Here is a 13,300-nt window from a genome sequence, read left to right as displayed (position 1 = left end):
CATTATGGCATTATTGCAGATTGCTGAGCCGGGGCAGAGCGCGGCACCACATGAACATAAGTTAGCAATAGGTATTGACCTTGGTACGACCAACTCATTAGTTGCGACAGTACAAAGTGGCGAAGCCCGTACATTAACCGATGTTAATGGCGCAGCCATGTTACCGTCTGTTGTACGTTATACCGCTGATGGTATCACAGTGGGCGAACTTGCTGCTCAAGCTGCAACACAAGACCCTGTAAATACTTTAATTTCAGTTAAGCGTTTTTTAGGTAAAACTCAAGCTGAAATAGAGCAAAGCTACGGTCAATTGCCGTATGATTTTTGTCAGCACGATGGCGCATTAGCGATTACCACCGCAGCTGGCAACATCAGCCCAATTACAGCTTCAAGCGACATACTAAAAGCATTAAAGCAACGCGCCGAAGAAAGCTTTGCAGGGCAAGATATTTTAGGTGCGGTGATCACGGTGCCAGCTTATTTTGATGATGCACAGCGCCAAAGCACCAAGGATGCCGCAGAACTTGCTGGCATTAATGTACTGCGATTATTAAATGAACCAACAGCCGCCGCGGTTGCTTATGGTTTAGATTCTGGCCAAGAAGGCATTATCGCTGTTTATGATTTAGGCGGCGGTACGTTTGATATTTCAATCCTGCGTTTAAACCAAGGTGTGTTTGAAGTATTAGCAACGGGTGGAGATTCAAGCCTCGGTGGCGATGATTTTGACTCATTATTAGTCGATCACTTTAAGCGTGAAACCGGTGTGATGACGTTATCTCCATCAGTGTTGCGCTTGTTCATTAATAAAGCAAAAGCCTGTAAAGAAGCGCTCAGTAAATATGCCAAGGTAAATGTTGGGCTAGAGTTTGACGATGAAAAACACATGGTTGAAGTCACTCGCGAAAAGTTTGAAGAACTCGCCATGGTACTGGTTAAAAAAACGCTTCGTTCGTGTCGCAGAGCAGTTAAAGATGCTGGCATTACAAATGATGAAGTACTGCAAGTCGTGATGGTGGGTGGTTCAACCCGTATGCCAATTGTACGCAGTCAAGTTGCCGAGTTTTTTAATAAAGAGCCACTGACTTCTATCGACCCTGATCGCGTAGTTGCACTGGGCGCGGCATTACAAGCTGATGTATTAGTAGGTAATAAGCCTGATTCAGACATGTTATTACTTGATGTATTACCATTGTCCCTTGGCTTAGAAACAATGGGTGGTTTAGTCGAAAAAATCATTCCACGTAATACCACAATTCCTGTGGCGCGCGCGCAAGAGTTCACTACTTTTAAAGATGGTCAAACAGCGATGTCGTTGCATGTATTACAAGGCGAACGTGAGCTGGTTGATGATTGCCGTTCTTTAGCTAAATTTAGCTTAAAAGGTATTCCACCAATGGCAGCCGGTGCTGCGCATATTCGTGTTACCTTCAAAGTAGACGCCGATGGTTTACTTAGCGTATCAGCCATGGAAAAATCAACGGGCGTACAAGCTGAAATTCAAGTTAAACCATCGTTTGGCTTGTCAGATGACCAAGTTGCTAACATGCTTAAAGAGTCAATGACCAATGCTAAAGGTGATATGCAAGCGCGTATGCTTAAAGAGCAGCAAGTTGAAGCATTACGTGTTATTGAAGCACTTTATGCATCATTGGCAACCGATAGCGCTTTACTTGATGAAAAAGAATTAACTAACTTGAATGCTGAAATTGCTAAACTGGTAACAGTTCGTGAGACAGCCATCGAGCCAAATGAAATAAAAGCAGCCATTGAGAAAGTTGATAACGCCAGTAGTAAATTTGCTGAGTTAAGAATGGATGCATCGATTAAAAAAGCACTGCAAGGGCAGTCAGTAGACAACGTTTAAAAGAGGTTAGAATGCCACAAATTATTTTTCTTCCCCATCCGGAATTATGTCCTGACGGCGCTGCAATTGATGCACCAAGTGGTGAAACAGTACTTAATGTTGCACTTAAAAACGGGATCAGTATTCCGCACGCGTGCGAAAAGTCATGCGCATGTACCACTTGCCATTTAGTTATCCGTGAAGGGTTTGACTCACTTGATGAAAGTGACGAGCTTGAAGACGACATGCTAGATAAAGCATGGGGCTTAGAGCCTGAATCACGCTTAGGTTGCCAAGCAATCATCCGTGATGAAGACTTAATAGTTGAAATACCAAAGTACAACCTCAATATTGTTAATGAAGATCATTGATTTTGAGCTCAGCTATAAGCTGTAAGCCTTAAGCTGTATAGAAAACACCGCGCTCAATTTGAACGCGGTGTTTTTGTTTCTAGATATGAAAAACCAGCGCGAGATAAATGCCCGCCTACGGGTTGGTATTGGTGTTTGGACTCGCGTAGGCGGGGCTTTACGCCGCGCGGTTTAGGTCCTTGTAATGCCAAGAGCTGCGCGAGGTGTTGTGGTTAAGTAATTCTGCCCACGGGTTGGCATTGGACGGGATGTTTAACTACTTACAACTTATAACTTATAACTTATAACTCAATTTTTATAGCTAATTACCGGAGAGATTTCTATGTCACATCTACTATTTAACGACTCTTTCATTAACGGTGAATTTTACTCCACCGATAAAAATTTCAGTGTTGATGACCCCGCCACACAGCAAAGCATCATCATGGTGAGTGACGTAGATGATATAGGGGTTCATAAAGCAATTAATACCGCTCACGATGCATTTATTAAACTAAAATTAACCAATGCAACAACGCGTAGCAATGTGCTAATGCGTTGGTATGATCTAGTAATGCAAAATAAACAAACGCTTGCTGAGTTAATGACTAAAGAGCAAGGCAAGCCTCTAAAAGAGGCACTTGGTGAAGTTGACTACGGGGCTGCGTTTATCAAATGGTACGCTGAACAAGCTAAGCGTAGTTATGGAGATGTCATACCTGCAACAGATAATAACCACCGTTTAACCAGCTTTAAGCAACCAGTTGGTGTAGTTGCAGGAATAACACCATGGAACTTCCCGATTGCAATGGTGACACGTAAAGTAGCACCAGCCTACGCAGCTGGTTGTAGCTTTGTTCTAAAACCTTCAGAACACACGCCTTTATGTGCACTCGCATTAGCATATTTAGCTGATCAAGCTGGTTTTGAAAAAGGTGCATTTAATGTATTACTAAGCGAAGATGCGCCGCGTGTTGGTAAAATTCTGACTGAATCAAACATCGTGCGTAAGTTCACTTTTACCGGCTCAACCGGTGTTGGTAAGCAGTTGCTTACTCAGTGCGCCTCTACAGTCAAACGCACATCAATGGAGTTAGGCGGTAATGCACCCTTTATTATTTTTGATAATGCCGATTTAGATGAAGCCGTAACAGGTTTGATGGGTGCTAAATTTAGGAATGGCGGGCAAACCTGCGTCGCCGCTAATCGTATTTTTGTACAGCGCAGCATACTAGATCAAGTAGTCGATAAATTAGCTAAAAAAGTTGCAACATTAAAAGTGGGCAACGGCTTTGGCGAAAATACCGACATTGGCCCACTTATTTACCCTAAAGCCAAACAAAAAGTGCAAGAGTTAGTGGCTGATGCAAAAGCAAAAGGCGCAATTCAAATAAGTGATGATGTGCAGCTAGTGGATAGTTTTCAAGCGCCACTTATTTTAACTGGCGTTAATCCAAAGATGGATATTTATCACCAAGAAGTATTTGGCCCCGTAGTTAGTATTATTGCATTTGATGAAGAGGCTGAAGTGCTCGCACTTGCCAATGATGTTCCTTATGGTCTTGCCGCGTATTTTTATAGTCAAAACATCAAGCAAATTTATCGTGTAAGTGAAGCGCTGGAATACGGAATGGTTGGTATTAACGAAGGGCTAATTTCAAACCCTGTGGCTCCATTTGGTGGTGTAAAGCAGTCAGGCCTTGGGCGTGAAGGGGGGTATCAAGGGTTAGACGAATACCTCGAAGAAAAATATGTGTGCATCAAGCTCTAAGCTGCAATTTACGCTATATTTTTCTGAAGAAAACCTGATTAAGTTAATTATTGATAGCGCTGTCATTGCGGTTTTTATATGATGGTGTTGAATAAATAACAAAAAGAAGGGCTACGCTGGGGACAATACGTAGCCTTAAGGTTTAAACGAGGAGAGAGCAATGGATTTCAAAAAGCGCGCTTTAGCCAGTCTAATCGCTGCACTGCCACTTATGGCCCAGGCCCAGTTTTCACAAAACGACGTTAATAGTTTTGCAAAAGAAACCACACTGACATTTGCAGTGGTTGATAACTTTCACAATAAAGATGCGGGCTTTTTAGGTAAAATCATACTTAATAACCAATCTGATGTTGCACTTGCTGCAGGTGAAAGCGATTGGCAGCTTTATATTCACTCCGTACGTAAAATAAATACTGAGCATGTTGCAGGTTTAAACATTGAACATGTGAATGGTGATTTACACCGCATAGTACCAACCAAAGACTTTAAAGGTTTGCCTGCAGGTAAAAGTTTAGAGATAGAATTTGATGCTCAAGTATGGGTTGTTGCTTATACCGACTTTATGCCGCGTGCCTTTTTTGTGTCAGGTGATCACAAACCGGCTATTTTTGCTAACACAGATAGCGAAGACATGAGCCAGTTTGTAGCTCCGTTTGAGCGTGAAAACCAACTTCGCCGTTATAACGAGCCAAAAGACCGTACAGTACTAATCACGCCAGAAGTGCGTTTTGAACGAAACCAACAAACAACTACAAAAGTATCTCAAGAAGATGCGCTAAAACGCATCATTCCAAAGCCACAAAAAGTTGAGTTTAACCGTGGTGTTGCCAAGCTGGATAATAGCTGGCAAATACGTTTTCAAGGTCAGTTAAAAAATGAAACCATGGTTTTCATGCAAGACCTACAAAATGATTATGGCTTAACCTTAAAAGCAGAGCCTGATCACATAAAAGCAAATAAAGAAAAGCTGATCAGCCTAAAAGTAAACCCACAATTAGCTAACGGTAAAAGCGAAAGCTATACCTTAGAAATTGATGACGACCGTATTGATATTGTTGGTAGTGACAATGCCGGTGTGTTTTATGCAATGCAAAGCCTGCTTAATTTATTACCAGCAAACAGCCAAGGTGCGGTTGAAGTTCCGCAGCTAGAGCTTGAAGATAGTCCGCGTTATGGCTGGCGTGGTATGCATTACGATAATGGTCGTAACTACCATGGTAAAGACGCAATGTTCAAACTTGTTGAACAAATGGCGCGTTATAAAATGAACAAACTACACTGGCATTTTTCTGAAGATGAAGGCTGGCGTTTAGAAATTCCAGGCCTACCAGAGCTAACAGATATTGGTGGTTATCGCTGTTTTGATCTTGAAGAAAAAGAATGTCTATTAACTCAGCTAGGTACCGGGCCATTTAAATCAGGCTCAGGTAACGGCTACCTTACACGCAGCGAGTTTGTTGAACTGCTCACATTTGCCAGAGACCGTCATATTCAAATCATTCCTGAAATTGAAGGTCCAGGTCATGCGCGTGCATCGATAAAAGCAATGGAAGCGCGTTACCATAAGCTTGCCGATGAAGCTCAAAAAGTAGCTAAAAATAATCTTATTAATAAAAAGAATACTAAAAAAGAAGCGCAGCAAGTTGATATTAGCGCCGCAACGCAGTATTTGCTAAGCGATCCAAACGACACGTCAGTTTATATGACGGTGCAAAACTACAAAGATAACTCAATGAATGTGTGTATGGATTCGACTTACGCATTTTTAGATAAAGTAACCTACGAGCTACAACAAATGTACCGTGAAGCGGGGGTTCAACTTACTAACCTTCACTTTGGTGGTGATGAAGTAGGCGCGGGATCTTGGGTAGATTCACCAATATGCCAAGCGATGTTTGCCGACCCTAACAACGGCGTTGCAGGCGCAGGTGATTTAAAGCCTTACTTTACCCAGCGCGTTGCCAAACTACTTGAAAAGCGCGGTATTTCACCAGGCGCATGGGAAGATGGGTTAATGTATGATCGCACAAACCCATTTAAGCGTGATGAATTTCCAAATAAAACCTTTACAGCAAATGTATGGGATAATATTTGGGAGTGGGGCGTAGCTGATAGAGCCTATCGCCTAGCAAATGCAGGTTACCAAGTGATTTTATCGCACGGTACACACCTATACTTTGATCACCCTTATGAGGCTCATCCAGAAGAGCGTGGTTACTACTGGGCAACGCGTTATACCGATACCAAAAAAGCATTTAACTATATGCCTGATGATGTGTATGCGAATGCCGATTACACACGCACGCGTGAGCCAATTGAAAATCTAGAAGCGTTAGTTGGTCGCCCGTTACCGCAACTTGAAAAACCTGAAAATATTTTAGGTATGCAAGGGCAGGTATGGTCAGAAACCATTCGTACTGAAGATCAAGTATTAGCGATGATCTTCCCACGTATATTGTCTGTGGCTGAACGTGCATGGCATAAAGCACCATGGGAAGGCGAAAAGGTTGATACAAAAACCCAAGAAAAAGATTGGGCGCAGTTTTCTGCCGCTGTTGGTTTGAAAGAGTTAACAAAACTCGTAAATGCGGGTGTTAATGTGAATCTGCCAGTACCCGGTGGGATAGTGAATAACGGTAAGTTACAAGTTAATACCCCGTTTGCTTATTTACAAACAGAATATAGTTTAGATAATGGGGCAACGTGGCTTGCGTATACAGCTCCGATCAGTGTTTCTAAAGAGCAATCTATTGCACTTAGAAGTAGCTTAAACGATAAAAGTAAAAGTAGAATTACGTATATAAATTAATGTTTTAGTAATAAATATGTATTTGAAAGGGCCGCAAGGCCCTTTTTTTGTATGCTTGTAAAGTAAATAGTTACTAGTAATATGGCTACAATTGACGTAATGTTTTATGGCAGCGCTGTCATTTTTGTTGCGATAATGTTATTTTTATCTCGCAAAAGTGTTATACAATACAGCAACGCTAATCGTCGAATTAAGTTAATAATTATAACGATAGATCGCAACAAGAAGATGTTAATGGAAGCCACTGTGTCAAAATCAAATAATCAAAGTAATTTTATACCCATGGCCATTGTCGCCACTCTATTTTTTATATTAGGGTTTGCAACGTGGTTAAATGGCTCTCTTATGCCTTACTTAAAGCAGGTATTGCAGCTAAGCCCATTTCAAGCTTCTCTTATTTTATTCTCATTTTATATAGCGGTCACATTTACAGCTGTACCCTCGGCGATGATCATACGTAAAGTGGGCTACAAAAACGGCATGGCGCTAGGCATGGCGACTATGATGGTTGCAGGTTTATTGTTTATTCCTGCCGCAAAAACACAAGTTTTTGCATTGTTTTTATTAGCACAATTAGTGATGGGTGCTGGCCAAACATTATTACAAACAGCAGTTAATCCATATGTTGTGCGTATAGGGCCTGAAGAATCAGCCGCGGCACGCGTAAGTGTAATGGGTATATTGAATAAAGGTGCAGGCGTTATTGCACCAATCGTATTTACAGCATTAATCCTAAGTGACTTTACTGGTTTAGTAGGCAAAGAGTTAACGCAATTAGAAATTGATGCAATGGCAAATAGCTTAATTTACCCTTATTTAGGTATGGCTTTATTTATAGGTGCATTAGCATTTGCAGTAACAAAAATGCCATTACCTGAGTTACAAGATGATGAAGACCAAGGTGCCAAAGGGCAAGTAAAAGAAGCGCTTTCTCATCCAAGTCTTGCATTAGGTGTCTTAGCATTATTTGTGTATGTTGCGGTAGAAGTGATAGCAGGTGACACAATTGGCACCTTTGCGTTATCACTAGGTATTGAGCAATATAGCATAATGACTTCTTACACTATGGGCTGTATGGTACTAGGCTATATTTTAGGTATTGCACTCATTCCACGATTTATTTCACAACAAGTCGCATTAAGTGTATCAGCGATTTTAGGCTGTATATTAACGCTGGCAGTTGTATTTAGCGATACTAGTTCTGTAGTTGTTGCAACAGCACTTGGTTTAGAAGTACAGTTACCTGATACCTTACTAATGATTGCAGTGTTAGGTTTTGCCAATGCAATAGTTTGGCCTGCAGTTTGGCCGCTAGCCTTGTCAGGTTTAGGTAAGTTAACAAGTGTTGGCTCTGGTTTATTGGTAATGGGTATTGCCGGTGGTGCATTTGGCCCATTATTCTGGGGTTTAGCAAGTGGTGGTGTTGATTCGGCAGAGGCACAACAAGGTGCTTATATTGTAATGCTTCCTTGTTATTTATTTATTCTTTTCTATGCTGTTAAAGGGCATAAAATGAAGAGCTGGAAATAAATGACTTCCTAGGCACTATGAAAGTGTGCAGTGGATATTTAGCTTTACAGAATTGAAGAACCTAGAACCTAATTTTTGAAAAGAATTTCTATAATGTAGAAATAATCCCGTGTGTAATGCCACCGAAAGGTGGCATTTTTTTGCCTGAAATAAAATGGTAAAGCCATAAGTTTAAGTGTAGGAACAGGCTTTAGCCGTGATTGGTTTCATTGAATCACAACAAGGCTCGGGTTATGTACAAAACCACTCGGCGCTAAAGCGCACTCCTACGTGTGGTGCATAGGTAAATTATTTTGTAGGAACAGGCTTTAGCCGTGATTGGCTTCATTGAATCACAACAAGGCTCGGGTTATGTGCAAAAACCAATCGGCGCTAAAGCGCTCTCCTACGTGTGGTGTATAGGTAAATTATTTTGTAGGAACAGGCTTTAGCCGTGATTGGTTTCATTGAATCACAACAAGGCTCGGGTTATGTGCAAAAACCATCGGCGCTAAAGCGCACTCCTACGTGTGGTGTATAGGTAAATTATTTTGTAGGAACAGGCTTTAGCCGTGATTGGCTTCATTGAATCACAACAAGGCTCGGGTTATGTACAAAAACCATTCGGCGCTAAAGCGCTTTCCTACGGGTGGGGTATGTGTTTTTTGTAGGAATCGGCTTTAGCCGTGATTGGTTTCATTGAATCACAACAAGGCTCGGGTTATGTACAAAACCATTCGGCGCTAAAGCGCTCTCCTACGTGTGGTGCATAGGTAAATTATTTTGTAGGAACAGGCTTTAGCCGTGATTGGCTTCATTGAATCACAACAAGGCTCGGGTTATGTGCAAAACCACTCGGCGCTAAAGCGCACTCCTACGAGGACTTTAAACACCAAACCATCACGTAGGAACAGGCTTTAGCCGTGATTGGCTTCATTTAATCACAACAAGGCTCGGGTTATGTGTAAAAAACCATCGGCGTCCTACGTGTAGTGTATAGGTGGCTTGTTTTGTAGGAACAGGCTTTAGCCGTGATTGGCTTCATTGAATCACAACAAGGCTCGGGTTATGTGCAAAAACCATTCGGCGCTAAAGCGCACTCCTACGAGGACTTTAAACACCAAACCATCACGTAGGAACAGGCTTTAGCCGTGATGTTTTACGCCCTGGTAGTGTTAGTTATTCAGAGGGGTCAAATAAATACAATCCCAATGGGGGTAATCACCAAGTTGCTCAACCATTCCCGCTCTAATTGGGTTGGCAGCTATGTATCTTGATTGATGCAATAAATGTTTTTCATGTCTAATTAATGAATCATAGAAACCAGATTGCCAAATTTTCTCACTTTTATTTTTGTGCATTGAAAATGATGTACGTCCTTTTACTTTGGCTACTACTGAAGAGAGTGGAGTGTGCGTTTTAAGTTGAAATAACCAATGCACATGATCGGGCATTACTACAAAGCATATTGTTTTTGTTAAACCATTTAAGTCTGATTTTTTTAGTGAATTTATTAGAGCTCGTGCATTGTTAAATTCTGCAAAATATTTAATCCGTTGATTTGTGCACGTCGTCACAGAGTAATAGTGGTTAATAGTTGACTAGCGATGTTGGCGTAATTTGTATGAATGAGGTTTCATTTTAATCCTTTAAATATAAAACTATTTAATAAAGTATAGATTAAATTATGCATTCGGCGCAAAAGCGCTTTCCTACGGGTGGGGTATGTGTTTTTTGTAGGAATCGGCTTTAGCCGTGATAGGTTTCATTGAATCACAACAAGGCTCGGGTTATGTGCAAAAACCATCGGCGCTAAAGCGTACTCCTACGAGGGCTTTAAACACCAAACCATCACGTAGGAACAGGCTTTAGCCGTGATGTATTATGACGCGGGTTATGTGCAAAAACCATTCGGCGCTAAAGCGCACTCCTACGTGTGGTGTGTAGGTGGCTTGTTTTGTAGGAACAGGCTTTAGCCGTGATTGGCTTCATTGAATCACAACAAGGCTCGGGTTATGTGCAAAAACCATCGGCGCTAAAGCGCTTTCCTACGAGGACTTTAAACACCAAACCATCACGTAGGAACAGGCTTTAGCCGTGATGTTTTATGACGCGGGTTATGTGCAAAAACCATCGGCGCTAAAGCGCACTCCTACAACGGCTTTAAACACCAAACCATCACGTAGGAACAGGCTTCAGCCGTGATGTTTTAAGCTCGGGTTATGTGCAAAAGCCATTCGGCGCTAAAGCGCTCTCCTACGTGTGGTGCATAGGTAAATTATTTTGTAGGAACAGGCTTTAGCCGTGATGTTTTAGGCTCGGGTTATGTGCAAAAACCATTCGGCGCTAAAGCGCACTCCTACGTGTGGTGTATAGGTAAATTATTCTGTAGGAACAGGCTTTAGCCGTGATGTTTTATGACGCGGGTTATGTGCAAAAACCATCGGCGCTAAAGCGCACTCCTACGAGGGCTTTAAACACCAAACCATCATGTAGGAACAGGCTTTAGCCGTGAATGGTTTCATTGAATCACAACAAGGCTCGGGTTGTGTGCAAAAACCACTCGGCGCTAAAGCGCTCTCCTACGAGGGCTTTACACACCAAACCATCATGTAGGAACAGGCTTTAGCCGTGATTGGTTTCATTGAATCACAACAAGGCTCGGGCAATGTACAACAGCCAATCGATGTTAAACATAAAAATGTTCAGCCAAGGAAATTAAAAGATTAAATTGAATCTAAAAGGGTTTTATAAAAAATGAAGGATATACTTTGAAATAAGAAAGGAAAAGATGGGGCGATTGACGGGGCTTGAACCCGCGACAACCGGAATCACAATCCGGGGCTCTACCAACTGAGCTACAACCGCCACAACACACCTTGTTTGGTGTGGCGCGGATAATACATAAAATTATAATAGTTGTGAAGGCCTAGCAGTAAAAAAAATTAAAATAATTACAAAAATCGCTGCATTAGCTTAAAAAACGAGCTCAACTGCTGTTTTTATATAGTTAATTCAGATTATATCGCCAAAGAGCTTTAATCATTAAGGCTCTGTTTTATTTATTACGCTATAAATTAATAAAACAATAATGTTAAATAAGATATAATTTATGCAGCATAGTGCTCAACAATGAATATCAGGAGTGAATATGGATACAATAATTAACTGGCTAAACGAAAACTCAGGGCTAATTTTGCATTACGGCATTCAAGCGGTAATAGCATTAGTAATATTTTTACTGGGTGGTCGTGTAGCTAAATTTTGTTCAAATTTAACAGAAAAAGCATTCGATAAGAAAAAAGTAGATAAAGCGGTTGGTTCGTTTGTATCAAGCATTGTATACGCTATCGTATTCATGGCGACGATCTTAATGGCGCTTTCGCAAATTGGTATCGAAACCACGTCATTTATCGCTATTTTAGGTGCTGCAGGCTTAGCGGTAGGTTTAGCGCTTCAAGGCTCACTGTCTAACTTTGCATCTGGCGTACTAATTATTTTACTTCGCCCATTTAAATCAGGTGATTATGTTGAAGCTGGCGGTAAAGCAGGAACAGTTAAAAAAATTGAAATTTTCTCTACTGAATTTCGCACACCAGACAACAAAGTAATCATCATGCCTAACTCAGCAATCATGTCAGGCCCAATTGTTAACTTCTCTCGTGAGAGCACGCGTCGTATTGATTTAGTGATTGGTGTTGGTTATGACGCAGACTTACGTAAAGCAAAAGAAGTGCTTAAATCAGTGCTAGATAAAGAGCCTCGCTTACTAAAAGATCCAGCGTATACAGTTGCAGTATCTGAGCTTGCCGATTCAAGTGTTAACTTTGTAGTGCGTCCTTGGGTTAACTCTGGTGATTACTGGCCAACGTATTTCGATTTAATGGAAAATATCAAAATCTCATTAGATGAAGCTGATATTACAATACCATTCCCGCAAATGGATGTTCACTTTCACAAGCAAGATTAATCAACCAAACAAGTAGCAAAGGTTATTTTTTAATGAAATTAAAGCTTTTATCAATTTTAGTTGCAGCATCTGCTACAACTAACGCATTCGCTGAAGAAACTAAAACATGGGATGTTACCAGTGAGTTAGGCGCTATTATTACAAGCGGTAACACTGAAACAACCACTTTAAAAGGTGGGATCAAGGCACTCCATAACCTTGAAAGCTGGAACAACGAATATAGAATTGACGGTCTTTATAAAGAAGATGAAGTTGAGAACAGTGCAGGCGTAAAAGAAACACAGCGCACAAACGAAAAATATTCGTTATCAGCACAAGGTAACTATAAATTAAATGAAGATCACGCTCATCTATTTATTTATGGTTCACATGTGTCAGATTACTTTGGTGCGTTTCGCAACGAATCTGTAATTTCAGCAGGTTATGGCCAACGTTTGTTAGATCGTTCAGACATGTGGTTAAACGCAGAGATAGGTCCTGGTTATAAGTATTTTAAATACCCAGCAACAAGTACCGCCGTTGATAGTGATGGCGTATCACTTGCGGGTGAATACGAAGGTGAAGTAATTGCCCTAGGTAAACTTGATTACACCTGGAAAATATCAGACAACGCAAAGTTCACTCAGCTAGTGGGTATGGAATACGGTGATACAAATACCAAAACGCGCTCAGAAACAGCGCTATTAGCTAAAATCAACGGCTCGTTACAAATGAAGGTTGCGTACAACATTACGCACAACTCAGATGTGGCTAATGATAAAGAAAATACAGATACTGAAACCTCATTAACGCTAGTTTACAGCTTTTAATATTGTTTTAGTTAAAGTGTTTTGCATAAAGGGACTTAGGTCCCTTTTTATAAGCGTTAAAAGAACTTTTGTAATAATTTGTAGATGAATTCTTTTGTAACTAATTAAAAGTTATAAAGTAACTAAAAGCGAATGCTTATATGAAAAGTTTTAATGGGGTTTTATATAGACAGTCCCCCGAATCAACGCGTATAATCCCCGAGCTTAAATAGAAGTTGGCAGTTTTTTAAGTTAGT

General features: G+C 40.9%; 8 protein-coding genes and 1 tRNA gene. 7 read left to right on the top strand and 2 right to left on the bottom strand.

Annotation, left to right across the window (positions count from 1 at the left end):
* The first annotated feature begins 4 nt into the window (after positions 1-4).
* The 5 genes from hscA (at position 5) to nagP (ending at position 8,306) form a co-directional block, all read left to right on the top strand.
* A complete protein-coding gene (hscA, locus tag ADS77_RS02510) occupies positions 5-1,867 on the top strand; it encodes a Fe-S protein assembly chaperone HscA (protein WP_054204455.1) in 1,863 nt (620 codons plus the stop codon).
* An 11-nt stretch (positions 1,868-1,878) separates the two neighbouring features.
* Positions 1,879-2,217, top strand: a complete 339-nt coding sequence (fdx, locus tag ADS77_RS02505) for an ISC system 2Fe-2S type ferredoxin (protein WP_054204454.1) — start codon at positions 1,879-1,881, stop codon at positions 2,215-2,217.
* A 322-nt stretch (positions 2,218-2,539) separates the two neighbouring features.
* Positions 2,540-3,967: an NAD-dependent succinate-semialdehyde dehydrogenase gene (locus tag ADS77_RS02500; protein ID WP_054452810.1), complete on the top strand. Its 1,428-nt coding sequence runs from the start codon at positions 2,540-2,542 to the stop codon at positions 3,965-3,967.
* Positions 3,968-4,127: 160 nt separating this feature from the next.
* The gene (locus tag ADS77_RS02495; RefSeq protein WP_054452808.1) at positions 4,128-6,776 is read left to right on the top strand and encodes a family 20 glycosylhydrolase; all 2,649 of its coding nucleotides are present in this window, start codon (positions 4,128-4,130) and stop codon (positions 6,774-6,776) included.
* A gap of 234 nt (positions 6,777-7,010) precedes the next feature.
* Positions 7,011-8,306: an N-acetylglucosamine MFS transporter NagP gene (gene nagP, locus ADS77_RS02490; protein WP_054452938.1), complete on the top strand. Its 1,296-nt coding sequence runs from the start codon at positions 7,011-7,013 to the stop codon at positions 8,304-8,306.
* 1,154 nt (positions 8,307-9,460) lie between these two features.
* Here nagP and ADS77_RS02485 read toward each other — a convergent pair.
* Both ADS77_RS02485 and ADS77_RS02480 read right to left on the bottom strand, forming a co-directional pair.
* Positions 9,461-9,880, bottom strand: a complete 420-nt coding sequence (locus ADS77_RS02485; RefSeq protein ID WP_082355585.1) for an REP-associated tyrosine transposase — start codon at positions 9,878-9,880, stop codon at positions 9,461-9,463.
* 1,197 nt (positions 9,881-11,077) lie between these two features.
* Positions 11,078-11,153: transfer RNA gene (locus tag ADS77_RS02480), tRNA-His, on the bottom strand.
* Between the two features lie 283 nt (positions 11,154-11,436).
* Here ADS77_RS02480 and ADS77_RS02475 point away from each other — a divergent pair.
* Positions 11,437-12,255: a mechanosensitive ion channel family protein gene (locus ADS77_RS02475; RefSeq protein ID WP_054452804.1), complete on the top strand. Its 819-nt coding sequence runs from the start codon at positions 11,437-11,439 to the stop codon at positions 12,253-12,255.
* A gap of 32 nt (positions 12,256-12,287) precedes the next feature.
* Complete coding sequence (locus ADS77_RS02470) at positions 12,288-13,064, top strand: YdiY family protein (RefSeq protein ID WP_054452802.1); 777 nt, start codon at positions 12,288-12,290, stop codon at positions 13,062-13,064.
* The last annotated feature ends 236 nt before the right edge of the window (positions 13,065-13,300 follow it).

The organism is Pseudoalteromonas porphyrae (genome assembly GCF_001298125.1).
GTDB classification, from domain to species: domain Bacteria; phylum Pseudomonadota; class Gammaproteobacteria; order Enterobacterales; family Alteromonadaceae; genus Pseudoalteromonas; species Pseudoalteromonas neustonica.
The sequence above is the reverse complement of the archived record's forward strand: the minus strand, read 5'-3'. Positions and strand labels throughout refer to the sequence as shown.